We start from the raw sequence: 21,722 nt of genomic DNA, 5'->3' as shown, positions 1-21,722 counted from the left end.
CCTTGATGTTTCTAAGGTCAGTCTATTTTGCGAGACGCTAGAGAACGCGGATGATGTAGTTGCAGATGATGGTGGGCTGCACATTGGAAAACGCCGCTGCCGTGCCGCCCTGCGCGGAGCCTGTAAATGTTGAACCACCTTGCGAAGCCGAAAGAGACAACGGCGTACTGCTCATGGCCGAAAAAGACCCGCCGCCGCCGCCGCCGTTGTTAAAGTCACCCGCAACATTTCGGCCACTACTGCCGCCGGAAATTGTGATTGCGCCGTTCGATATTGAACCCGCGGGCGTGTATGGAGGAAGATTTGCGACAAGCAATTGTGACTGTTGACTACCGCCGATGCCACCGAGAGCATTGCCATTCGTCACCGTCGCCGCGTTCAAAATCGCACCCGTGGGGTCAAGCGCGGCAGACACGCGACCTCGTTTATCCGGCAAGTTGAATGTGGTAGTTCCGTCACCGATACCGTAAGTGGTTCCTATTCGTCCGAACAATTCAGAATATGTCGTTCGGCTGATGGCTTGGCCGATTGGAAATGCAAAAGCGCTGTTCGGAGCTGTTGATCCCCAAAAATCCATACCGGCCGCGAGCGGAACGTTGTACGGGTTGCCGTAAAAGTTTTGCAGATAGAATGAGCCGTCCGAGGTGTTACAGATCGCAACATAGGGCGTGCCTGCGATGAGGACGCCCGGCAGGAGGTCTACGCCAGGTGACGCGCGCAGCGGTGTCGCGCCGAGTCCATCCACATTGACAGTGGGAGACGGCCCGTTGGTTGCATGGGGTGTAAAAGCGACAATCTTTCCACTCAGGGCGGCGAAGTTTGGGAATACCTCGTAAGTGCTCACCGTGTAAGCGGTTGAAGTACCGCCCGTCACGATTGCACCTGAGATGTCATCACGAAACGCTGCTGTGGACGCCATCATGGCGCGGGCACTGTCATTGACGGACGAAGGGGCCTGTCCTTCAGCCCAATTAACCGTGCTGTCCGCAGTCGCGTTGCTGGCAGCGGTTCTTGACCAATTATAGAATGGCAGTGCCATCAGTTATTCTCCAAAAGAAAACGGCGACCCCGAAGGATCGCCGTTATGTTGCCTTGCGTTGGCCCGCCTAAGCAGTCCGCACCTGACCTCATCGTGCCAGCGCCGCCAGTCCCCGACGCGTCATGCCGAACCATGGCCCGCCATGCCTGCCGTGCCAATCCTCTGCTGTTCGTACCTTGAGCGGACTTTCCACTCCGTGCCCAAACTTTTACGCAACATCCTCTTGCGGCAGATCGAATTTATCGATTTCCGCAAAGACGGAAGCCAATTCAACTAACGAATTGTATTTCGCTCGAACCCGCCGAAGTTCGGCGAGTGCATCTTGCAGCATCCGCTCGCGAAGATCGGGAACGCGAACGACATCCTCGATTTGCCGGTAGCCGCCACCCTTGGCTCGATCCATCGTAAGGGAAACGGTTTTTCGCTGCCCTTCCACCGTCACGATGTGAAGAGCGATCAGTCGGCGAGCCTGCCACAAGCGATGTTCGGCGCCTGCCGTGGCATCATCCCATTCGAAGCAGGTATAGAGAGCCGACTTCGGATGCTTCTTTGCCCATTCAACAACGTCGCTGGCGTTGATAACTTCCTTGTTGCCTTTGATCTTGGCAAGTTCGGTTTCGATCTGCTTGCCTTTGTCCTGTTTCCCGGTCATGCCCGCACCTCGAACATTCCCCACCCCATGCCATTCGAGGCTTTGCTGTCCGGCCTGCCTTCGCCGATGCCGACTTGCGCGCCGGCACGAGCTAAGAGGTTAACGACATCCTGCGCAGAGAATTGCGTCGAATCCCAGCGAACACGAACAACGGCGGTCCATTCTTCCCACATCGGTCGCCAGCGGACATCAGCAACGCCGGTTTGGTTACGAACGAGTCCTTCGTGAATGCGAGGCTCGCCAACGATCTTGACCAGCGGTGTGCCGTCGTCCGCGTCGTAACCGTCTGCCTCAACAAAGACGGACAGCTTCGCCAGCGTCATCTTGAACCCGACGATTCGACAGGCCGATATCATCGCATTGCGAAACGACGGAGCCGGGATACCGACCCAGCCTTGCCGACTAACATGCTTGGCTGCTTCGTAGGTCGCCATGAAATCTTTCCCCTCGCGCGCCGTGCCCTTTTTGCTGCGCGAGCCAGATTCCTGTTTTGCCTTCATCTGATCCCGCGCTTTCTGTGAGAACTTGTTCTGCACATAGGGCGCGGTGCCAGCGATGGTGATATCCGCCATCTCAAACTTTGGCGGCTCGATAACGACGCTACGCTTATCTTCCGTAGGTTTGGGCTTCTTCATCTTTCAGTCTCCGTTGAGCGCCGGCCGGCCAAGCCTCAAGCGCAGAGGTTCGCTGTCGCGAAACCGGCGCCCAACGAAGGGTGTGGTTTTCGCGCTTATCCCGTTGGCCACGGGAATTAGGAAATCTTTTTCCGTTGCTGTGTGATTGCTACGGCTGAGGTCTCGCCCGCCGCCGAAAGTTGAAAGTTCATGATGTCCTTCGCGAGTGAAGACGTGAACTCCACTTCGTCCGGTGAAACGTAGTTCGATCCGCTGCTGCAGATTAGTTCGACAACCCCAGCTTTCGCGGCGATCCCATCAAGTGTCTTGGTCTCAAGACCCTTCATTTTTTCGATCAGGGCCTCGCCCTTGCGTAAGTTCCTGATATCCGCCGGGCCGGCGAAGTCACTATCGGTCGGGTCGATCCGCCATCCGGCAGCAGCCCCGCCCATCACGAAGCCATATGCAACACAAGCCGCGATCAACTGAGCGTCCGGGTGAGGACTGTTGGCCTTCTTTTGAAGTGGTATAACGTTTGAAGCCTGCGCCATTGGGTCACTCCTTGGCCGGGTTAGAGCCGGGGCGGAAGTTCGTACCTTCCCCTCGGCTTGCTTTTACGCTATCATATTAGCATGGACAGTCAAGATAAAAAGATAGCAAAAAAGCGGGGACGGCCAGCGACGGGCACAAGCCCTACGGTTGGCGTTAGAGTTCCTCCTGATTTAACAGCACGAATTGACGAATGGCGCTCCGAACAGCGCCCCATTCCCTCGCAACCCGAGGCCATCCGCCGCCTTGTCGATCTGGCCCTAGACGCCAAGCCGAAGAAAAAGGCATAATCGGCTCTTGATTTGGGGGAGCAATGCGCCACGCCGCCGTTATCTTCTTCCTTGCTTTTCTGCTTTGCGCCTGCGCAAGCCGTCAAGATACGTCCCAGCGCGATGATGAACACTGCCGCTCCTACGGAGCGCCGCCTGGGACACCCGCTTATGTTCAATGCAGATTAGCGCAGGATGATATTCATCAGCGCGACCGAGAAGTTTCAGCGTCAAGCCCAGCCGGGATGCTTTCAAATGCCATTCGAGGCAGGTGATACACCAGAAATTTCGTCCAAACTCCAAAAGGTCATGAACAAGCTTGACCGCGAAAGCCCGCGATTCGATGAGATGCCACCTAACGAGCTACTGATTATCGCCGCCAGTAACTCATTCCATAACGGCAAGGCTCTCAAAGAACTTCGCACGATGATCACGATCATCGGAATCGTTACCCTCGGCATTGCAGCAAGGTTGTTAGGTTGGATATAAATCATTCGTTTGCGCCGCTGACACGCGGGACAAATCCAGCTTCGATTAGTCGAGCCATGATAGCTTGCCGAGGCGTCATTCCGTTTACAACTTTGTCCGGCATACTCTCGCCAAGAGGAGAGCGCTTGCGCACCCTTTCCTGAAAGGCATGAACCTTGTTTAAGGTGGACGCGTCGGCACCCTTTTTCAGGGCGTATCCCAACGCGGGGACAGTGGTAGCGCCGATTGCCGCCCCGAGCGGTCCCGCTACAGTTGCGCCGCCAGCGGCTCCTATGGAGGAGCCGTGAAGCATCCCAAGACCCCCGCCGCCGCCAAGGAAGTTGCCGGCAGAGCGCATCAGGTCTGCGGTATTCGATCCTTTGATGATGGACTCGGCAGCATCAAGTTCTGACTGCGTAAATCCTGCACCTGTTTTATCGTTAGTGAGGAGCCTGACAAATGACTGCCTGGTCCTATTATCGAGATTTCGCCCAGAATGAGTTGCGGCGGTTTGGAGTTCCGCTTTTTTGAGGGCGTCGCTAACTTGTGCGGATCGCTCGCTCGCGGCGTAGTTCGCGTTTGCGTCTTTGATGATTTGGGAGACTTCGGAGGCAGGGCCGCGAACAACATCCTTATCAGGGATGGAAGCCAAATAATCTGCCAAATCCCGCTTAGCACGTCCAGCAGCGAGCTGCTCAGTTGGGTTCGAAAAGTCGCCTGCCGCGTGACCGAAGGCGCGGCGTACCGTTTCGAGGTTTGGGACTGTGACGACGGAATCTGCTGGCGCTTCTTTAATGCGGTTGAGGATGCCGAACGTTTTTGGAGCCAAGTCGCCATTGATGCCGATATCGGTAAGAGCCGACGTGATCTTTTCGCCAAGAGACGAAAGCGAACCCGGGTAGAGTTCCACCCCTAAAGAACGCGCCTTATCGTATCCGCTTCCAGCAGCGGTTGCCAGAGCCTCTTGCGTAGGGGCGGGACCTTCTTTTGTCTTTAACGTACCGGCCCAACCAACTCCAATCCTAGCTGCTGGCGACAATGGACTGGCAACAGAAGCCAATTCAGCGGAGCGCCCTATTACATCCGGATTAGTTCTGCCATCTTCTCCGACCATCGAGACATTGCCTTGAGCAACATCGCCGGGCAACGTCACCGCGCTAAAAATCGACTTCGCAAGGCGCGCGGGCCAGGTATCTCCCAGTCCAAACTTTTTTTCAGCGGACTTCGCCGGAATAAGGTCATCAAACGAGATTTTTGATGCGCTATCTTGCGGAATCAGATCATCAAAATTCATAGCCCGCTCGCATCCACACCGTTTTGACGCAGCCGCTCCAGAACCTTTTCGCGCGGTGCGCCACGCGCAATCGCTGCCTTTGCCTGAGCATATATGGCGTCACCAGATTGCCCCTGAGATTCGCGAGGGGTTTCGGCTCCGCGCAATTCTTTGCGAACCTGTTCCGGGGCCTGCAAGGCAGCCTTCATTTCGTCTTGCATGATCGAAGTCACCGCCGTGTATGCCTGATGGCTCTGCGCGGAATTAAGCATAGAGTAAGCGTGTTCGCGCATCGAATCCGTGGGAACGCCAGACGGCGAGACGGCGCGGACGTAAGCGTTAACCAGCGAGTTCGTCGCTGCAACGAAACGCGCCAATTCCGGACTGCTCTGACCTTTCTGCACCGCCTGAATTGCTTGGTTTAGCGGCATGTATTGTGTACGGGGCACGGCCTCCGATGCCTTCAAAGCTATCGGGATCATATTGTTTGCTTCGTTCGCAGCAAGACTGATATTTGCGGCACGAGTACCGATTGAACGCTGCCCCGCGAGATTGCCGGCCTGTTCATTGAAGGTGTTGACAATATCCTTCGCATTTTGGCCCGCAGCGTCTGATTGCTTATAAATTTCCTTCCGCAACTCGACGATATTTGCGGCGCCTTGCGCGCCTCGCCCAAGATTTTGCATCACGCTCTTGTCACCGGCAAGATATTGAGAGGCCATCGCCTTAACGGTTGGCTCGTCGAGGGTTGCTTCAGCTTGAGAAGCTTCGTTCTTGTGAACGATAACCGGGTTACCATCCTTGTCGATCTTGTAGAGTTCGCCGCCTCGGCCAAGCGTATAGACGCCGTTCGGGTCTTTTTTCTTAGCTTCCGCAAGCTGGATATAGGCGGGATCGGCCGGGCCACCGGGGATGAAATTCATCTTCCCATCGTCCGTTTTTGCAAACCCGGCTGGAATCTTATCTTCCGGCTCAAAAGCGCGCTTGATGTTGCCGCTCTTGTCGGCAACGTAACCATTACCAAGCGGGGTGAGCGTTTGAGGACCGAAATTCTGTTTGAAAAGAGTTTGCAGTGGTTCAAGATTGCCAATGGCCGCTTGGGATACCGCGGCCTGTACCGCGACCGGATCAACCCCTTTCTTAACGAGGGCCTGTCCGGTCGAATTATTGGCTTGGCTCATATTTTGCTGCGCGACACCTGTCGGGTCTGTCCGTTGCCCTGTCATCAGGCCAGTCAGGCCATTGGCGATAGCGGGCAGCGGCCCACCGCTGTTAGCGAAGCTTTGCAGACCGGCGCCAAGCCGATCGCCAATCCCCGGCCCCTGCGATTGAATAGGCTGGACGGGCACTACAGGCTGTTGGGGGGGCATCTGCGCATTAGCCTGCGATGGCACACCAAGCGGACCATAGGGCCACTGTGCGCCATCGAGAGGGCTCGGCTGCATCTGCGGTGCGGCGGGTGGACCGTATTGCGCTACGTCGGACGGCAAGCCTGCAAACGCTTGCGGTGTCTGTTGCATCTGGCGCAGAAAATCGAGCAGTCCGCTGCTCGATCCGCCGCCAAGCTGAAGTGCGTCAAGCAGGCCCATTTACTTGCCTCCGCTCTTTCCGCCACCCCAAAGATTGCCAAGAGAACCGATACCGCTCATGATCCGCTGGAATTGATCGGCACCGGACATCTGCTGCTCGCCCTGTGACTTGCCCGTAGACTGACTGCCAAGAGCCGCAATCGGAACGCCAATTTTTGCAAGCAGGGCGAGACTTTCCGCCGGGATGCCACGGCGCTGCGCCTCAGCTTGTAGCGTGGCATTGGCGCCAGCGTTCGCCGCATCCGTCGCCTGCCCCGCCGCCGTGACACCTTGCCCTTGGTTCGAGAGGGCAGTTTGATTCAATCCTGACAACAATCCACCCGTAGTGTTCTGCCCGCTAAAAAGCGAATTGGCTGCGCCCTGTTGCGTTGCGCGATCTTGATTGAATTGGTTCAAGATCAACGGGGCCTGCGCTGCAGCTATACCGCGGCCTAAAGCCATTTGATTTGCACCGCTGAAGTCTCTACCGCCAGCAGCAAAACCAGCGTTGATTGAATTTGTCGCGTCGGTTGACGCCTGTTGCAAAGCCCGCTGTAACGCAGGACTATCCATGGAGGAATAGTTCGGATCGGCGAAGGGGGACATCTGTGCTTTGAAGGCATCAAAGCCGCCTTGAATATTCCCAGCCTGTCCGTTGGCACCTCCGCCGGCCAACAGCGTCTTGGCGTAGTCCATAATACCCGGCGCGAACGTAGCGGAACTGGTGTTCGCGTTATTTGTGAGCGTATCGAGAGCGCCTGATTCCGCACCTGTCACGCCGGTTTTGCCAAGGCCAGTCTGCAACTGTCCTAAGATACCCTCAAGCGCAGGAGTCGCCGCTTCCCACGGCTTTGTCGTGGATTGCTGCGTCTGCTCGGTTGTAGATTTACCGCCCATATCAAAGCACCTTTTCGAGAATAACGGATTGGACGCGGTAGTCCTTCAGCGCCCGTTCCCAGCCCTTCCGGGCATACGATCGGACCACACTGCAACCTTCCGCTTTCGCGTAACTTTCAATGCGCGATTTCAGCGGCAACCACCGATCACGCTGAGAGCCACTGACCGCCACGATGACCAATACCGGCTTGCCGGTTGTCTTGATTAACTGTGTGGTGGCCGCAGCCTCGATATGATCCGAGATCGCAAGCCATAGAAGCTGATCGCCGGATAGAACGTCGCGTTCGATGTCTGAAAAGTCGCTTAAGCCCGTCCGCTCGATTGCAGCGCTGATCATGCTTCTTGCTTGCGGCCAGACCTGATCAACGTTTGCAGGATTGACGCAAACCAGATCAACCGACAATGGCGTACAAGAACGTGCGCCCTGCCGTAGCGCTGTTGGTGTGGTTAATTGTGAACGTGTTCAGTCCCACGGGTGAGATGTACCAGGCACCGGCACCAAATTCCGCCGCTGCATTGGCAGTGATCGGGATCAAGATCGGCACTGATCCCGGCGCGCATATTCCTGTCGGCGTATTAACAACCGTCGTCGCCGCACCTGTCACCAATGTGACCGTTCCGACCGCATTAGACCGGCCAGCGGCAAGCTGCTGTATCGCGATATTGATTTTCTTCTGATCGGTCTCGTTAGTGCCAGGAGGCGAGGCGGTCATTCGGTCAGAACCTTCTTGAAGGTTTTGAGCCGAAACGCTTCTTTGATCTCATCAATGGTCGCGTTCGGGCCTACTCTGACCGCAACATCATCGATCGAGAAAACTTGAACTTTTCCACCGTCCTCGTAATTCATCACAAGACGCTCGGCTCCGGAAATACCCTTCAATTCCTCTCGCAATGTGGTAATGCTCATACTGACCCCTCTTGGCCTATTTCCATCTCGACCCCAGCCGCAAAGGTCCATGCTGTCCCGGCGGGAATACGAATCTTGGCCCTTGCATAACGAGTGGATTGCCGCAGATCGCACATACCAGTTCGAGCCGTCATGGCGATTTCAGTCATGTCTTTTGACGGCGCCGAAGTGGTCTCTCGATAGCTCAGAGTCCCATAAACCGTCGCGGCATCCGTAACAGGCCGAAACCCGTTGACATAAATCCGATTGCCGTCCGTGCCCTGTTCTGACGTTTTAAGCGTGGCTTCCAATGCTGGACCGCGGAAGAATCCCAGCTTGTGCACACTATTGAACTGCGCAATTTCCGGCTGCACTGCCGTCGCGTAAGCATCGAGGCTCAAGGTCAGTGCATCCAACGAGGCTGAAATGCTATCCAGATTTTCCAGCGTCAGCCCTGTTTGGGACAGGCCAAGCAAGAACTCTCCGGAAATAGAAATCGGAAAGAACCGCTCAAGCGTTGAGTCGAATCCAATCGCTTTATCATAAAGCCCGGCCTGACCGGCCACCGATTTGTAAGCCCAATAAATCCGGGTCGAGCGTGGATCGGCCGCTCCCATGAAGAGCTGCAAATTGCCTTTGTCCAGGTCGGTAAGGAAGGTGCGGTCCACCTTCTCGCGTCCGATCTGCACCGGAACGCCACCTGGCTCGATCTTGCAAAATCCCTGGCTGGCATAGAAGAAAATCTTCTCGCCAGCTCGAATGATCGAATAAGGCGCGTACAACCCCTTATCCTGAGCGATACGCTCGATCTGGAATATCAGGGGCGATCCCGGCAAATATGCCATCCGCCGGATCGATTGATCCTGAAACACCACCCCAGTTTCGCCGCCTGCCACCCCGCGGACAATGCCGCCGTCCGCAAAATCCTGATAGTCCGAACTGTTGACGCCGCTTGTCCATGTCGTCGTCGCATTCAACCCCGACCATTGAATGCGATAGGGATTGGACAGCAACCCCGAAAGGACCAAGAACCGTCCCACTACGCTAATATAAGCCGCTTGGGGCGGGGAGCCCGCGCAATTGGCAAAGTTGCTTGATGACGACAGATCGAACACTTGCAGGATGGCGTTAGCCTGCGTTGCAAATACCAGATTTCCGAACTGTGCGAATTGCCACTGTGCTGTAGCACTCAAGGCGCCGTAGGTCGAGCTTCCCAGCGAAACATCGGTCCAAGTGTAGTTGGTATTGTTGAGCTGGTAGAGCTTGGTGCTTGTGCCAGCGAAGGTGATAACTGTGCCGTCCGATTTCAGGGCATAGAACGCGCCTCGAACCGCCGCCGCAACGGCGCCGGTAGAGACAATGAAAGACGGAAACGGCCCGTACCCATCCCCACGCGGAATGACGTTATTGATGGTTTGGGTAGTGCTCCCTTCATAATCTGAGATATCAGGTTTGTATTCGCCGAAGGCCAGAAGCGGCATGTCACGCCGTTCCCGTATCATCACCCGGTGGCGGGCTATTGGGGCGCCGCGCAAGCTTGTTTGAATCCGCAGCGGCAATCGCCTTTCCGACCTCAGCGGTGGCCAGAGCAATAAACTCCGATGACTTCTCATCGTTTTTTTGATAAATGTAAGCTTCTGCCAGCGCCCGGTACAGATAAAGGTCAGGACATTTGGTCAAAAGCCAATTTGTCGAATTGCTCACCAGCGGCGGAATCGACTGATAGTAGACGATCGTTATATTTCCGCCGGCCGCGGGTCTGATCGATACCGTTGAAGCCAGAATAACGAACATCGACGGATCGCCGTTGGGCCGGTAACGAAACCGCCACGCCTCCGAATCAGGTTCTACATTCTTCAGGCTGCGCGACCGCGCAGGCCCGGTCCACGTTATCTCATACGACTCCAGAAAATCGGGTGGTAGCGATGCGGTCCCGCCCGAAAGCACAGGCGCGTAGGCAGAAAGCATTTCCCTGGTGCGAAGCTCGCGATTAAAGTGTCCTTCCGCGAGCGCCACGAAATCCGGAATGCGCGCTGTCAGGTCCGCGCGCGCAAGCCAGTCGGCGATCGCGCTTTGCAGGTCAGTGTAATTTGCAATTGCCATACTCGAATAACCTTAAAATGATTTCGGTGGCTCGGGCGTCCACGTTTCGGCCTGCTTCGTCTTTGGCGTCCACGTTTCGGCAACGGAAGGGGTTTCGTCGTCGTCGTCGTCCCACATTTCGATGTCGAAGGCGGCGCGATCGAAAGCGTCGCGGTCTAAGGCACGCGACATTTTAAGTCGCCTCGTAAGTGCCGGCGAAGTAGATTGTCGCGCCGTTGCCCCACAGCGTAGTGCTGTCATATTTATAAAGTTCGATGCGAGTTGCGCCCGCGTTGATAAAGCCGGCGGCGGATAGGGCGGCGTTAGTCATCCCGCTTGCAAATCCAACCGAATTTGCGGTCGTGGGTCCTGACACCGGAAGACTGACACCGACATACCCAGTTGGCGAGCCGCTTCCGATATTCGTCAGGATAACCGTGCCTTCGATCCATGTGGTCTTTCCGAGCGTCTTGTAGCGAGCCCCGGCCGAAATTGTCGTCCCGGTGAGCGCGCCCCCGCCCGATGTGACGGCTGGTGTGTACGGTGTCCAGGCCGTACCCGTATCTCCGGTGCCACCGTTTGCCACGGGGAGAGTACCGGTGACACCGGTGGTGAGCGGCAAGCCCGTCAGGTTGGTGGCGACGCCGGACGCGGGCGTTCCCAGCGCCGGAGTAACCAGGGTTGGAGAGATGGAGAGCACCATATTCCCCGTACCCGTGACCGCATTCGAAAGCGTCACACCACCGTAGGTGATGGCCGCGCTGAACGTGGTCGCACCTGAGTGCGTCGTAATGGGGAGCGCGACGGTGCCCGTAAACGTCGGAGAAGCCGACAACACCATGCTGCCAGTACCGGTAACGGCGTTCGAGAGTGTGACGCCACCATATGTCAGCGCGGCGCTCATCGTTTGTCCCGATGACCATGTGTTTGCGCCATTCAACAGCGGGATGTTGGCTCCCGACGTGCCTGTGTTTTGTGTCGCGGAAGTTCCAAGTCCGAGCGCTGTTCGCGATCCCGACTGATCCGTAAACACCGGAGCTACGGTGAAAGTCTGCGCCAGCGCCCAAGTGTGAACCGCGGGCTGTGCGGTTGCGAGGGTCGCGGATATCGCCGTTGTGCCCGAGCCGGTTACATCGCCCGAAAGCGTGATTGTCTGGTTCGCGGTGAGATAGGTGGCCCATGTCATCGCCGTGGCGCCGCCGCCCTGCGAGGTCAGTGCCTGGCCAGCCAAGCCCGCAGTCGTCGGAAGGTTCAAATTGTAGGTGCCTGCGGCGGCTTGGGTCTGAACGGTAACGTTTCCGCTGGTCGAACCCGGAAAAATCAGCTTCGTCGCATTGGTGCCGCTCACGCCAAGGGACAGAGAGCTGCCACCGAGCGCGCCGACCAGGAGATTTTTGGAAAGACTGATGTCTTGAACGAAGAAATTATCCAACGGGTCCTTGCCGACGTACCACTTGATGGCGCCAGCATTGGCAAACCCCCATGCCGCAGAAAGAGAATTGTCTGCAGTGACAGCCGGTAGCGTGCTGTTGCCCGTCGCAGCGATGACGAGAGGTTGGAAATTGGCGCTGGTAATATGGTTCGTCGTTGCCGACGTTGCTGTAAATGAGCCGGTTCCGTCAATGACAAAGCCGGCAGACAACCATGCGTTGCCGCTGAAGGTGGCGCCCGAAAGGTTCACGCCATTTGTATGCGAACCGGCATGGGCGTAAAGGATATTGACCGCGCTGCTGTCGGATTGAATGTCGGCGGTTTTGATCGCGTTAGGCTGCAACGCCAAGCCAACCTCTAATTGCTGGCCGACCCCATTAGCTCGAATGCCTATGCCGGCCCCGCCGTTTGCCGGTGCGCTTCCGCTGGCGGTCCCACCGTAAGCGATGTCAATGCCCATAACTGGATAACCACCGGTTATCGGGTCCCACGGCCGATCGAGACCTGATCCGTTGGTAATGCCAAGCGCCAATCCAATGGCGCCCGTCGTTGAGTTGGCAGCAAAAGTCGCAGCATCGCTATATATACCAAACGCTGTACTGAAAGAGCCGTGTGTTAGCGCAGAGGTATTGAGACCGACCAAATTCCCGCTCGACGGTGCGTCCTTGCTGGCAACAATGGTGATGCCATTGTTTTGCGTGGCGTTGGCCCCGCCCGAATTCTGGTTCGTCGCTGACGACAAGACCAACAGCCCAGCAGACAGCGATGTGTTCGCGTCGCCGGTCGTGATGGTTTCCGTTCTGGAAATAAGCGCGGTTGGCGCCAGTGAGGTAGTTGGCGTTCCGCTTGGGTTCCCACCGAAAATGTTCAAGCCCGCGCCGGATGCGATATAGCCCGCCGACGCTGCGCTTGAAGCATCTTTGACAGTCTGCAGGCCGTTCAATGTATTGCCACCATCAAGCGCTGCAGCTCCCGTCACGGTATGATCCGCATCCCAATGCGTGCCATATACGCGCGTGGGATCGGTCCCAGCCGGCTTGCCCGAGACCTTGGCGTGAGTGATGCGAATAGTCATCGCGCACCCGCTGCGGCTCGTATCGGCTTGGCATCACCCTCCGATGCAATGCCAAGACCATTCAGTTCAGCGATGGCTTTGTCGAAAGCACCCTGCCATAGCGCAATGCGGGGGTCCTCGCCCATGAACGGCGCAGCCTCGACAAGAGAGCCGTACATATAGACATCCGGCGCCAGTAGCAGCAGCCAGTTTGTTGAATTGCTCGCGAGCGGCGGGACCGTCTTGCGGTAGAACATTTCCAGCACGTAGTTCGAGACTGGCGTCGGACACAGCTCAAGCTCTGTGCCCATGACCGTAAAGAACCGGGGCTGGCCCGTCACATTGTCGATCATGGTTCGATATTCATCTACCTGCTTGCCGGACCTGTATTCCAGAACGGGTTTTCCGGTGACGCTGGACAAGCGCAGGCGCTCCATCGACTGAAAATCCACAGGCAGCGAGATAAATTCCGGGTCGGTCGAAGTGGTATCAATAGAAGTAACCGACCGGCCTTCCATCTGCGGAACGAACAGCACGCGATTGAACTTGGCTTCTGCCATTGTGATAAAGTCAGGAACACGTGCAGTCAGGTCAGCGCGTTCTAAAAAGTCCTCGATCGAAGTTTGGAGCTGGGAATACGTTGCAATCGTCACGGGTTAATACCCTGCACCCGGACTGTTGTATTTGACCATCGCGCCCGGTCATCATCGACGCGGACGCTCAATAACGCGTCGTCAAGCGCAGCCTTGCTTGCAGCAATCAATTCAGCGTCCTTCAGGTATTTTGCTGCCTCAAAGCCCACCGCGTACAAATAGACATCGGGATAGTTGGCCAGCAGCCAATTCGTTGTTGCGTTGCTTGTCGTCAGTGTCGGCAGCTTGGCGAAATAGGCAATGGTGCGGCCACCGCTGTAGCCGTTGATGTTGATATCGGAATCGTCGATCGAATAGCGGGAGTATTGCGAGGTCGTTCGCATGGAATCCGATAGAGGCCCGGATCGGTATTGATAACCGTTCGTCCCGTAGACATGCGCCATTTCCAGAAAGTCAGAAGGCAGCGCCACAGCCCCGCTTACGAGCGTCAAGGCCGTCGTGGTGAGCTGAAAGCGCGTTCGTAGTTCGCGGTTGAGCCGGGATTCGGCCTGCTGTACGAGCCGCGGAAGGACATAGGCGATATTGCGCTGGTCAACGTAATCGGAAAGCGCGACCTTCAACTCACCGTAGTTGGCAATGGCTGTCATACCTTGCCTTCCTTGGTGCGCCAGGCGCGTTTGTCGCCGTCATTGAGAAAACGGCTCAGCCACTTGTTGTCCTGTTGGGTGATTGCTTCGGCAAAGCCCGAGCCATGAACAACATTCAGCGGAATGGAGGCGATGCGATGATAATCGCCCTTCCAGTTAGAGGACGCGGAAGCCCGAGCTTCCGCGTTCTCTTTGATTGTCTCGTCAACCGGATAATCAATCCGGTAAACGTCCTTTTCGCCGTCGAAATATGACCATACGGACCTTCCCGTCTTTGGGTCGTGATCAACCAAAGTGAAGCCGTTCGGATCGCATATGGTCATCGGATCAACGACGGCTCGGCCGCAGCGGGTCGGTGCGCTCGGCCTTACGCTGGTCGAGCAGGTTCCGTGCGTCGTTCATCGCCACTTCAACTTCGCTGTTGAGCGGATGGCGCACGCCTTGTCCGTCCCACCAGTCGTAGAGGAGACGAACCTTCACCGTGTCCGTCTTGCCGTCGCCGTCAACCGACGTTCCGGTCAAGTCTTCGGTGTTGAACTCGCCCGAGTCCCGCTGGCGTTCCGAGGCCAGGATGGCCTTGACATGGGCCTCGTGGGGATCGCCAGGGTACGGTGCGGCCTGTGCTACACCGCCCTTGCTGTCCTCGGCGTCCTGCCGCATTTCCTCGGATGTCTGAGCCCGAGGCTGTCCGATGTTGGGAATGATCTTGGCGTCACCGGTATTAACCGGTGCCCGATCCTTTTCCATCTGCGCGCGACCCTCGGCTAGCGCCTTGCGGTGCCTGTCGTGAACCTCGCGAGTGCTGCCCATCTTCGGTTGCGCCTCCGGGGGATTAAGCGGTCGCGCAGTGACGACAACTTGCTCCGTTGCGCCGGTCGTCTGACTGACCTGAGCCGCCTGCTGTTGCGAACGGGTATCCGTTCGTTCCGGGGTCTTCGTATTCTTAGCCATGTGTGTTTCTCCAAAAGAAAAAGGGACCGGCGAATGTTAGCCCATCAAAGGGAAGATCAGGAATCAAGTCGAGGCGGTCAGACCAAACACGTCCGCGATAACGCCGAGACCCTTTTCGTTTTTGACGCGGAGACAGCCCTCCCCGATCAAAACGCACTTGTCGGCATCGCCGGTCTTGGCGATGTCCTTCACCTCATGGATTTTGCGCAGCCAGTCCCACTCGACCATGTCCGTATCGATCAGGAATGCCCGCTTCGCCACGCCGGCATTGACCGCCATCACACGATCGGGATGCACGAGGATTTTGCCGTACGGCCCCTCGTATGCATCGGCATTGGAGATGATGGTCTTGCGGCCCGAATCCGCCGTGTAGCGGAACGACGCGACGTTGGCATCCGACATGAAGGTGACAAATACCGACTTGACGTAAGGAGCCACGAACAGGTGGTTCACATTCGCGCCAGCGGTATAGGCCGCACTCATGGTCGTATCCAGCAACGCCTTTGTAAAGGCTCGCTGCGTTCCGGGGGTGTCAGCGACGGTCAGGCCCGTACCGGACGAGAAGCCGCCGTTGGCGCCGGAAGCACCGCGGGAGACGTTGGTAACGAGCCATGACGGAAGCCCGCCCGATACACGGGTGGCGCCGCCGACGGAAGCCACGTTCGAGACGATCGAATATTCCACGTCCTTGCGGATTTCGATGCCCTTCTTGATCTTCTGGTATTTCCGCTTCTGAACGCGGCCGGCGTCGTCCACCGCTTCCTGCGTTTCGGACAGGATGAACTCCTTCCGCAGGATTTGGGTATAGTTGCCAACCCGCACGGGCGGGGTGATCGCGCCGAAAGCGAACTCATCGCCTTCAAGCTGGACGTTGGCAGCGGGTGCGGCGAGATCGTCGGTTTCCCACTCAGGATGAACGCCGTTCACCTTGCCTTTGCCGATCATGGAATAGATCGGGGTATCCTCCGGAGTGATCCGGGAAACAACGTCGGACAACTGTTCGCGGTTGCCGACGGCCGAGGTCGTCTGGAAGGTATTAGCGACAATGGCCAATTTGGCCTCCTATGGATGATGGGGTTCAGTCAAAGTCGACCGCCATCGCGTCTTGGATCGAGCCTGTTTGCGCCAAACGTCTCATCGCATCCTGATTTGCCCTTGCCTTGGCAGCGTTCGGACCGGCCTGTCGCTTTTGCGGAGCGATAGGAGGCACGTTGACGACTTTGCCTGCGGCTTTCGTTTTCGCAGCTTCCGCCTCAAGGCCGAGCTTCGCGTAATGCAAAACCTTGAATATGCGGTGATCGTTGACGCCCTGCAGCTCCGTATCCGAGAAGCCGAGTTCCCGCGCGCCGCCTAGAGCGGCATCAAAGAACTTCTTCTGACCATCGGCGGTTTTGATGACGGGGAATGCTTCCGTAAGCTTGGCAATCTCGACCCTGTTGATTTCGGTCTGTTGCTCTTGCGTTAGCGTGTTGCCCACGTCCTTTGCCGTGTTGGCCTTCTCGAGAATGGAGTTGACGTATTTCAGAGCGCCTTCATGCTGCGCCTTGTCCTGAAGGTATTTGAGAGGATCGGTCAGGGACAAGGATGGGTCAGGTTCCGGCGGAACCTGGGACATCAAGACTTCAGAAATCGCGCTCGCGGATTGCGTAACGCGGGTTGACAGCGCCTCAAGCTCGCGCCGTTTGTTTGCGAGGTCGGTTGTCTTGTGGCGATAATCCCGATCGCGCAGATAGCCCGATTTAAGCTCTTTCAGTTCGAGCTTTTCACCGCCTGGCATGGCGATGACGATTGAGTCGTCCGGCTCTTGCGCCGGCTTCTCCGTCGTTTCGGTTTCTGTGGCGGGTTCTTCGGTCTCTTGGCTCGCGGGAGCCTCATCCGTCTCGCTGTTGCTATCGGTCTCACTGGTCTTGGTTTCGGGATTGTCCTGATCTTCATCCGGGTCCGCGTAGTCCCAAGTCTCGGGCGAGTTATCGAGTCCATCGGAGGGTGTGGCCTGAACGCTCTCAGCCGAAGTGTCGGCCGAGTTGGCGGGTGCCAATTCGGTTGCCATTATGCTCGTCCTCTGTTGAGGGTTACCGGCTAGGCCGGCGCTGGTCTGCCGCCACTCGGTTGGCCTTCGCTCGCGATGGCTCCGATACGTGACCGCAAATTCCTGATAGCGCGCAAGGCGGCGATATGGCCTTGGCGCTTTTCGTGATCGTCATAGGGCGCGGCGACGGCGCCGTTAATCTCGCCGGCCTCTAGTTCGTCCATAAGCTGATTGAACAGCGGTATGGCAAGGATGGCCTGCGCCGCTGCTGTACGCTCGGTTCGTTCGCTCATCAGAAACGATAAGGCGGTTTACAGCGCCAGCCGAAGCGTCCGCACCGCTCGACATGGCGCCTATATGCGTTAAGCCTCATTGCAAAGCGACCATCGGCCCGACAAAAGCCAAGAAGCAAAAATCCTGTTGACGTGAACATTACCGCACCTCGCTTTCAAACTGCGCGTTCTGCGCATCCGCCCGTTGCCGGACTGCCCTTGCGTCCTCACGGTCCATGCGCTCGCGTTCCAGCATGATATTCGCTTCAATCTCAGCAAGTTTAATCCGCTCTTGAGAGGCGATCTTTTCCCGCTCTACCTGCAGCTTGTCGGCATTGGCCTGCGCATCGATTGCGGCCTGGTGCATTGCGGCCTGCGTTTCCTTCTCAAGTTCGGCCTGCTTGATGACCAGATCGGCGTCTCGCTGCTCACGTTCCTTGTTGGCTTCAACCTGCATTTTCTTGTCGGCAAGCGCGACCTGGACCTGACCCTTGACCTGTTCAATAGCGATGGCGCCTTGCGTCTTTTCCTGTTCCGGCGAGGGCTGCTGGGACTTGGCCTGTGCGTAAGCCTGAAGGTCTTCGGGCTTCGGATTGGAGAAGTACTGATCGACAGACTTCAGGCCCGATGCCTCAACCGTCTTGGCAATGCCGTTGTAAAGCTGTTCCGGCTTGACATAGAGGTTATTATCGGGGCCGAACGCCGTTAGAAGCTTCTCTTGCAGGCCAGTAACAACCCCCATCATCAACATGTCACGCTCGCGGGTGCCGGCGCCGAGACCCGTGTTGACCGTGGCGTCCATATCCACGTTCCACGTCCTAGGATCGAACTGTTCCCACTTGCCTCTTAGGCGAACCGTGCGCGGCTGGTCCTGATGCTGGATGATCAGCTTCAAGAGCCCCCGAAATGCAGGCTTCAAGCAGTTGGCAATGGTTCTCACCATCATCTCGGTTTGCCCGATGCCCGCCTGCTCGATCATGGCGGATGCCTTTGCTGTGACATTCTGCAAGGCGTCGGGTGCCATTCCCCCGGACGCGTCCGAGATACCCGTTCTATCGTGCAATTCCTCGTCCAGGTAGGTTAGCATCGCAAAGGATTTCTCTGCGATGAACGGCACCACACGGGTAGTGATAACCCCCCGAACATCTGTTCCCGACGAAACCCGGATCGGCAACCCAAAGGCAGGATTAGTCACGGATTCAGGGTTTATGATCGCCCCTTCCTGAACGATGTCCTGAAGGTTGTTTTGCCAATACAGGTTATCGAGGGTCTGCCTAAGCAGCACTGTCTTGATGCGCTGGATTTCCATTGCATCATCTGAGGTAGCGTTGCCCTCCCATTGATGCGGCCGGCGCTCGCATACAATATCGGCGTAGTTGATATCGTCCCATTCCTCGTTCTCGAGCAGATATTCTTCCGTCAATCCGCCGGCAAAGACCAGCCTGCGAAGCTCGGCAATGCCGTCGTCGTCGTAGTCAATTCGGACCAGGAGATCGTAGTATTCGATCTCCTCCATTGACTTCGCCGTCATGTTGTCCTTGCTGTAGATATCCCGGCGCCGTGTCGTTTCCTCCTCGTCCTTGTTCTTACTCGATCCTGCAACAGGTAGTTTATTGACCATTTCCCGGTCATAACCCATCGCGACCAAATCGGAGCGGCGAACCCGGTAGCCCTCCCCGATCAACGGCGATTCCAGCATGGTAATCGCGTCAGGATGGATCAGGAAGTTGTCCAGCGGAACGGCTGCCATCTTGGCCCGGCTTTTCTTGATCCGGCGCCGGATTTTAACGTCGTGGAACGTGACTGCCGTGCTCATGCCCGGTGGTGCTATCTCTACGTTCTTTTGCGTCGCCGTATGTTCAAGGACATCAACCGCGTCATCACCCACCAAAGCAGCAAAAGCGTTGTCATTCAGTCCAGAATGCGTGGATACCTTGATGTCAATGCGCTCGTCCTGCCACCATTTCAGGATACCGTTCCGCAGCAGTAAGGCGTCATAGATCGAATCGTGAACCGCGTTTGGCCCTTCACTTTCGGGGAACGCAAGATAGTTCACATAATCGGTGGCCTGCTGGGCAGATTGCTCGTCGCCTTCCTTGACCGGGATGTATTCGACCACCTTGTCGCCACCCAGGATGACCCGGACGATAGACGGCAGAACTTTCTTTAGCTCGCCTCGGACATCCCGAGAGACCACTTTCGACCGCCCGTCATCGGACGGCGTGTCAAGCATCGTGCCATCGTAGTATTCCATCGCACGGGTGCGGTTGGTGCTTTGGTCCTCTCGGTAGTGTTCCGCATCTTTCACCAGGGCGGCGACGACGCTGCAAAACTCCTCGTCGTTCATGGCCGGCATCAGGCGACTTTCCGAGGGGTATGTTTCCAGCTGCCGGCATCTGGCTTGATGATTGCGTGGCGCAGGCTCATCAGCGCGTAGCGAGATGCTGAGATCACGTCGTCACGTTCCTTGACGATCTTGCCATCCTTGCGATGGTACAACCGACGTTCTTCAAGCCATGCTCCGCATGTTCGGAATACCTTGAAGCGTCCCGATAACATCCGGTCCAGCATATCCATCAAGCCAGCCTCAACGCTGTTCGACCCGTCGAGAAACGTCGAATGGGTCGGCAGCATACTCAGGCCCTGGTCGCGGTATTGCTTCGAAAGATTCTCTCCCGCGGCCGTGTCGTTGTTGCCGTCATGCGGCCATGCCCAAGGCAACCACTCGCCCCACGGCTTCAACGCAGCCGCATGAAAGATCGGCGTCGCCTGGCGTTGCCGATAATCTCGCGTCACATAGACGATGTCCTTGTCGCGATCCCATGCGAGGCTAGCCGCCGCGGTCGGATGATCCCACCCGAAGTCTAATCCGCCGATCTGCGCCCATTGTTTCGGAATGTCGAAAGGATCGACGATGATGTTTTCTTCCAAAACCGGGAAGATCAGTCCGGAGCCAAGCGTGGGGACACCCTTCGAACGCGCCTCACGCTCATGAGCCGGATAACTCGCAATGATCTTGGCCCGATCTGCCGACGTATAATGTTCGGCGTCCTCGATCGTCATCGACGTGACGACGCGCGCCGAGGCTCCTAAATCTTCCTTGGTCGGCATTATAAACCTGCTCACCACGGTTGACATGCCAAGCAGCGGCGTGAACGTCGTCTGCGCGAATTGGCCGCGCTGGCCGTTGTTCGTCCGCGTCAGGCCCTCACTGTAGATATCTTCCGGCGGCTCCTCATCGAACCAGACGCCATCAACAGTCGGCCCTTGCCACTTCTCGCGGCCTTTCTCATAAGCCTTGAAGGCAATAACGCTTTCGCCGGCCTGCACATCACCGCCACCACCCCAACGAACCACAACGCTGTCCAGAAGGTTCGGCACGCCCATCGCTCGGGTGCGATCACGAATGCATTCAAGTGGGACATACCCCGTTCCCCACTCGTCCTCTTTGGCCGGCGGCCCTATCAGGATGCGTTGCGGATTGTCCCGGGTGCTTTCGCCTGTGACCGAACCCGCCCATAACAACGGCGCCACATTGAACGTTGCACCATCCCACCAGTCAGGATATCGGCCTGTCAGGTGCAGCGCCCATTCGGCGCCGCCTGCAACCGTCTTGCCGAGCTGGTTGCCCGCCATAAACAGACGTTCGCTGAAATGCGAACCGTTAAGATGGAACTCGCGCTGCTTAGAATAGGGCCTGTAAAACTTCAGCTTGTTAGTGCGGTTTCGACGATCTATCTCCGATAGAAGCTTCGCCTTCTCCTTCAAAAGCGAGGAAAGGTCTGATTGCGGCGTCGAGCTGCCGGATGCGCTCGATAAGCTGTTCATCGGTCAGGTCATTCTCTGTGGTGACTTTCAACTCACGGGGCAAGATGCTGGCAATTACTTTGATGTAAGCTTCTGGCTTATCCTGCCGAACGGCCACGATCGCAGCGATTCCATGTTTTTCGAAATCATCGTGAAGCGCAGCGATAAAATCTTCGCCCAGCTTGTTCCGGGAGCCCTTTGGCCGGCCAGGATTGCCGGGCTTGAATTGATGCTCGACCGGCGGTGGCAATCTCCCCGTTTTCGCGCCGTTCTTTCGGGTAGCCATCTACGCCTTCCGGACTTTGTGCTTGCCGAGAATCTTCTTGTGAAAGAACGAGCCGATGCTGTCAGCGACCATCAGTTTCGTGTGTTGATCGGGCTCGACGTTTTCATAGTGATAGGTCCCGCCGCCCCTAAACTTGACTGTCAATCTCTTTGACTTTTGATCGTATCCGATCGCTTTAAGGCTTGAGGATTTAACCGGTGTCATACCTGATCCCTCGACAAGCTAGGCAGGCTGCTACGTGCGACTTAGGCCGCGCCCTCGTGGAAGGTTCTCTGGCGGCTACCTCTTACCAGGACCAGTTTCGGCCTAGCAAGGAATGCAAAACCCGCCGCGGCGGGGGCCGGGCGGGCTGATG

26 protein-coding genes are annotated in these 21,722 nt (G+C 56.9%); 2 read left to right on the top strand and 24 right to left on the bottom strand.

Annotated elements, in window-relative coordinates:
* Positions 1–37: 37 nt before the first annotated feature.
* From ACFE72_RS10870 to ACFE72_RS10855, 4 genes are all read right to left on the bottom strand, one after another.
* Complete coding sequence (locus ACFE72_RS10870) at positions 38–1,039, bottom strand: tail fiber protein (RefSeq protein WP_375413101.1); 1,002 nt, start codon at positions 1,037–1,039, stop codon at positions 38–40.
* Positions 1,040–1,247: 208 nt separating this feature from the next.
* The gene (locus ACFE72_RS10865) at positions 1,248–1,691 is read right to left on the bottom strand and encodes a hypothetical protein (protein ID WP_375413100.1); all 444 of its coding nucleotides are present in this window, start codon (positions 1,689–1,691) and stop codon (positions 1,248–1,250) included.
* On the bottom strand, positions 1,688–2,326 hold the full coding sequence (locus tag ACFE72_RS10860) for a hypothetical protein (protein WP_375413099.1): 639 nt from the start codon (positions 2,324–2,326) through the stop codon (positions 1,688–1,690). The genes ACFE72_RS10865 and ACFE72_RS10860 overlap by 4 nt, the downstream gene beginning before the upstream one ends.
* A gap of 116 nt (positions 2,327–2,442) precedes the next feature.
* Positions 2,443–2,856 (bottom strand): hypothetical protein, encoded by a 414-nt coding sequence (locus ACFE72_RS10855; RefSeq protein WP_375413098.1) that lies wholly within the window; start codon positions 2,854–2,856, stop codon positions 2,443–2,445.
* 462 nt (positions 2,857–3,318) lie between these two features.
* Here ACFE72_RS10855 and ACFE72_RS10850 point away from each other — a divergent pair, with 462 nt between their 5' ends.
* Positions 3,319–3,612: a hypothetical protein gene (locus ACFE72_RS10850; RefSeq protein ID WP_375413097.1), complete on the top strand. Its 294-nt coding sequence runs from the start codon at positions 3,319–3,321 to the stop codon at positions 3,610–3,612.
* A gap of 1 nt (position 3,613) precedes the next feature.
* Here ACFE72_RS10850 and ACFE72_RS10845 read toward each other — a convergent pair whose 3' ends face one another.
* Genes ACFE72_RS10845 through ACFE72_RS10830 form a run of 4 tightly spaced genes read right to left on the bottom strand, consistent with a single transcriptional unit; the run spans position 3,614 to position 7,666 of the window.
* Entirely contained in the window at positions 3,614–4,885 is a 1,272-nt protein-coding gene (locus ACFE72_RS10845) for a hypothetical protein (protein ID WP_375413096.1), read from the bottom strand.
* On the bottom strand, positions 4,882–6,453 hold the full coding sequence (locus tag ACFE72_RS10840) for a hypothetical protein (protein ID WP_375413095.1): 1,572 nt from the start codon (positions 6,451–6,453) through the stop codon (positions 4,882–4,884). The genes ACFE72_RS10845 and ACFE72_RS10840 overlap by 4 nt, the downstream gene beginning before the upstream one ends.
* Complete coding sequence (locus ACFE72_RS10835; protein ID WP_375413094.1) at positions 6,454–7,329, bottom strand: tail fiber domain-containing protein; 876 nt, start codon at positions 7,327–7,329, stop codon at positions 6,454–6,456.
* A gap of 1 nt (position 7,330) precedes the next feature.
* Positions 7,331–7,666, bottom strand: coding sequence for a hypothetical protein (locus ACFE72_RS10830; protein WP_375413093.1), 336 nt, complete (start codon positions 7,664–7,666; stop codon positions 7,331–7,333).
* Positions 7,667–7,731: 65 nt separating this feature from the next.
* On the opposite strand from ACFE72_RS10830, the gene ACFE72_RS10825 reads away from it, so the two are divergent.
* Complete coding sequence (locus tag ACFE72_RS10825) at positions 7,732–8,007, top strand: hypothetical protein (RefSeq protein WP_375413092.1); 276 nt, start codon at positions 7,732–7,734, stop codon at positions 8,005–8,007.
* A 31-nt stretch (positions 8,008–8,038) separates the two neighbouring features.
* On the opposite strand, the gene ACFE72_RS10820 is transcribed toward ACFE72_RS10825, so the two are convergent.
* The 16 genes from ACFE72_RS10820 to ACFE72_RS10745 form a co-directional block, all read right to left on the bottom strand.
* Positions 8,039–8,236 (bottom strand): hypothetical protein, encoded by a 198-nt coding sequence (locus tag ACFE72_RS10820; protein WP_375413091.1) that lies wholly within the window; start codon positions 8,234–8,236, stop codon positions 8,039–8,041.
* The gene (locus tag ACFE72_RS10815; RefSeq protein WP_375413090.1) at positions 8,233–9,696 is read right to left on the bottom strand and encodes a hypothetical protein; all 1,464 of its coding nucleotides are present in this window, start codon (positions 9,694–9,696) and stop codon (positions 8,233–8,235) included. The genes ACFE72_RS10820 and ACFE72_RS10815 overlap by 4 nt, the downstream gene beginning before the upstream one ends.
* Before the next feature lies 1 nt (position 9,697).
* Complete coding sequence (locus ACFE72_RS10810; RefSeq protein WP_375413089.1) at positions 9,698–10,318, bottom strand: hypothetical protein; 621 nt, start codon at positions 10,316–10,318, stop codon at positions 9,698–9,700.
* Positions 10,319–10,330: 12 nt separating this feature from the next.
* On the bottom strand, positions 10,331–10,489 hold the full coding sequence (locus ACFE72_RS10805) for a hypothetical protein (RefSeq protein ID WP_375413088.1): 159 nt from the start codon (positions 10,487–10,489) through the stop codon (positions 10,331–10,333).
* Between the two features lies 1 nt (position 10,490).
* Positions 10,491–12,803 (bottom strand): beta strand repeat-containing protein, encoded by a 2,313-nt coding sequence (locus ACFE72_RS10800; protein WP_375413087.1) that lies wholly within the window; start codon positions 12,801–12,803, stop codon positions 10,491–10,493.
* The gene (locus ACFE72_RS10795) at positions 12,800–13,435 is read right to left on the bottom strand and encodes a hypothetical protein (RefSeq protein WP_375413086.1); all 636 of its coding nucleotides are present in this window, start codon (positions 13,433–13,435) and stop codon (positions 12,800–12,802) included. The genes ACFE72_RS10800 and ACFE72_RS10795 overlap by 4 nt, the downstream gene beginning before the upstream one ends.
* Positions 13,432–14,022 (bottom strand): hypothetical protein, encoded by a 591-nt coding sequence (locus ACFE72_RS10790; RefSeq protein WP_375413085.1) that lies wholly within the window; start codon positions 14,020–14,022, stop codon positions 13,432–13,434. The genes ACFE72_RS10795 and ACFE72_RS10790 overlap by 4 nt, the downstream gene beginning before the upstream one ends.
* Positions 14,019–14,345, bottom strand: a complete 327-nt coding sequence (locus ACFE72_RS10785; protein ID WP_375413084.1) for a hypothetical protein — start codon at positions 14,343–14,345, stop codon at positions 14,019–14,021. Before ACFE72_RS10785 ends, ACFE72_RS10790 begins: the two co-directional genes overlap by 4 nt.
* Before the next feature lie 4 nt (positions 14,346–14,349).
* A complete protein-coding gene (locus ACFE72_RS10780) occupies positions 14,350–14,973 on the bottom strand; it encodes a hypothetical protein (RefSeq protein ID WP_375413083.1) in 624 nt (207 codons plus the stop codon).
* A 63-nt stretch (positions 14,974–15,036) separates the two neighbouring features.
* Positions 15,037–16,026: a DUF5309 domain-containing protein gene (locus ACFE72_RS10775; RefSeq protein WP_375413082.1), complete on the bottom strand. Its 990-nt coding sequence runs from the start codon at positions 16,024–16,026 to the stop codon at positions 15,037–15,039.
* Positions 16,027–16,051: 25 nt separating this feature from the next.
* Positions 16,052–17,023 (bottom strand): hypothetical protein, encoded by a 972-nt coding sequence (locus tag ACFE72_RS10770; protein WP_375413081.1) that lies wholly within the window; start codon positions 17,021–17,023, stop codon positions 16,052–16,054.
* Between the two features lie 29 nt (positions 17,024–17,052).
* The gene (locus ACFE72_RS10765) at positions 17,053–17,295 is read right to left on the bottom strand and encodes a hypothetical protein (protein WP_375413080.1); all 243 of its coding nucleotides are present in this window, start codon (positions 17,293–17,295) and stop codon (positions 17,053–17,055) included.
* 139 nt (positions 17,296–17,434) lie between these two features.
* Positions 17,435–19,630 carry a phage portal protein gene (locus ACFE72_RS10760; protein ID WP_375413079.1) on the bottom strand — a complete coding sequence of 732 codons (2,196 nt, stop codon included), beginning with the start codon at positions 19,628–19,630 and terminating at the stop codon, positions 17,435–17,437.
* Positions 19,630–21,102 (bottom strand): terminase large subunit domain-containing protein, encoded by a 1,473-nt coding sequence (locus tag ACFE72_RS10755; protein WP_375413078.1) that lies wholly within the window; start codon positions 21,100–21,102, stop codon positions 19,630–19,632. Before ACFE72_RS10755 ends, ACFE72_RS10760 begins: the two co-directional genes overlap by 1 nt.
* The gene (locus tag ACFE72_RS10750; RefSeq protein WP_375413077.1) at positions 20,990–21,367 is read right to left on the bottom strand and encodes a hypothetical protein; all 378 of its coding nucleotides are present in this window, start codon (positions 21,365–21,367) and stop codon (positions 20,990–20,992) included. Before ACFE72_RS10750 ends, ACFE72_RS10755 begins: the two co-directional genes overlap by 113 nt.
* Positions 21,368–21,571, bottom strand: coding sequence for a KTSC domain-containing protein (locus ACFE72_RS10745; protein WP_375413076.1), 204 nt, complete (start codon positions 21,569–21,571; stop codon positions 21,368–21,370).
* Positions 21,572–21,722: the final 151 nt, after the last annotated feature.

The organism is uncultured Bradyrhizobium sp. (assembly GCF_964252615.1).
Taxonomy (GTDB): Bacteria; Pseudomonadota; Alphaproteobacteria; order Rhizobiales; family Xanthobacteraceae; genus Bradyrhizobium.
The sequence above is the reverse complement of the archived record's forward strand: the minus strand, read 5'-3'. Positions and strand labels throughout refer to the sequence as shown.

Bases quoted from the DNA above. Each gene is read 5' to 3' on its own strand.
- ACFE72_RS10870 (WP_375413101.1), bottom strand. From the start codon at position 1,039: ATGGCACTGCCATTCTATAATTGGTCAAGAACCGCTGCCAGCAACGCG.
- ACFE72_RS10865 (WP_375413100.1), bottom strand. From the start codon at position 1,691: ATGACCGGGAAACAGGACAAAGGCAAGCAGATCGAAACCGAACTTGCC.
- ACFE72_RS10860 (WP_375413099.1), bottom strand. From the start codon at position 2,326: ATGAAGAAGCCCAAACCTACGGAAGATAAGCGTAGCGTCGTTATCGAG.
- ACFE72_RS10855 (WP_375413098.1), bottom strand. From the start codon at position 2,856: ATGGCGCAGGCTTCAAACGTTATACCACTTCAAAAGAAGGCCAACAGT.
- ACFE72_RS10850 (WP_375413097.1), top strand. From the start codon at position 3,319: ATGATATTCATCAGCGCGACCGAGAAGTTTCAGCGTCAAGCCCAGCCG.
- ACFE72_RS10845 (WP_375413096.1), bottom strand. From the start codon at position 4,885: ATGAATTTTGATGATCTGATTCCGCAAGATAGCGCATCAAAAATCTCG.
- ACFE72_RS10840 (WP_375413095.1), bottom strand. From the start codon at position 6,453: ATGGGCCTGCTTGACGCACTTCAGCTTGGCGGCGGATCGAGCAGCGGA.
- ACFE72_RS10835 (WP_375413094.1), bottom strand. From the start codon at position 7,329: ATGGGCGGTAAATCTACAACCGAGCAGACGCAGCAATCCACGACAAAG.
- ACFE72_RS10830 (WP_375413093.1), bottom strand. From the start codon at position 7,666: ATGATCAGCGCTGCAATCGAGCGGACGGGCTTAAGCGACTTTTCAGAC.
- ACFE72_RS10825 (WP_375413092.1), top strand. From the start codon at position 7,732: ATGGCGTACAAGAACGTGCGCCCTGCCGTAGCGCTGTTGGTGTGGTTA.
- ACFE72_RS10820 (WP_375413091.1), bottom strand. From the start codon at position 8,236: ATGAGCATTACCACATTGCGAGAGGAATTGAAGGGTATTTCCGGAGCC.
- ACFE72_RS10815 (WP_375413090.1), bottom strand. From the start codon at position 9,696: ATGCCGCTTCTGGCCTTCGGCGAATACAAACCTGATATCTCAGATTAT.
- ACFE72_RS10810 (WP_375413089.1), bottom strand. From the start codon at position 10,318: ATGGCAATTGCAAATTACACTGACCTGCAAAGCGCGATCGCCGACTGG.
- ACFE72_RS10805 (WP_375413088.1), bottom strand. From the start codon at position 10,489: ATGTCGCGTGCCTTAGACCGCGACGCTTTCGATCGCGCCGCCTTCGAC.
- ACFE72_RS10800 (WP_375413087.1), bottom strand. From the start codon at position 12,803: ATGACTATTCGCATCACTCACGCCAAGGTCTCGGGCAAGCCGGCTGGG.
- ACFE72_RS10790 (WP_375413085.1), bottom strand. From the start codon at position 14,022: ATGACAGCCATTGCCAACTACGGTGAGTTGAAGGTCGCGCTTTCCGAT.
- ACFE72_RS10785 (WP_375413084.1), bottom strand. From the start codon at position 14,345: ATGACCATATGCGATCCGAACGGCTTCACTTTGGTTGATCACGACCCA.
- ACFE72_RS10780 (WP_375413083.1), bottom strand. From the start codon at position 14,973: ATGGCTAAGAATACGAAGACCCCGGAACGAACGGATACCCGTTCGCAA.
- ACFE72_RS10770 (WP_375413081.1), bottom strand. From the start codon at position 17,023: ATGGCAACCGAATTGGCACCCGCCAACTCGGCCGACACTTCGGCTGAG.
- ACFE72_RS10765 (WP_375413080.1), bottom strand. From the start codon at position 17,295: ATGAGCGAACGAACCGAGCGTACAGCAGCGGCGCAGGCCATCCTTGCC.
- ACFE72_RS10760 (WP_375413079.1), bottom strand. From the start codon at position 19,630: ATGCCGGCCATGAACGACGAGGAGTTTTGCAGCGTCGTCGCCGCCCTG.
- ACFE72_RS10755 (WP_375413078.1), bottom strand. From the start codon at position 21,102: ATGAACAGCTTATCGAGCGCATCCGGCAGCTCGACGCCGCAATCAGAC.
- ACFE72_RS10750 (WP_375413077.1), bottom strand. From the start codon at position 21,367: ATGGCTACCCGAAAGAACGGCGCGAAAACGGGGAGATTGCCACCGCCG.
- ACFE72_RS10745 (WP_375413076.1), bottom strand. From the start codon at position 21,571: ATGACACCGGTTAAATCCTCAAGCCTTAAAGCGATCGGATACGATCAA.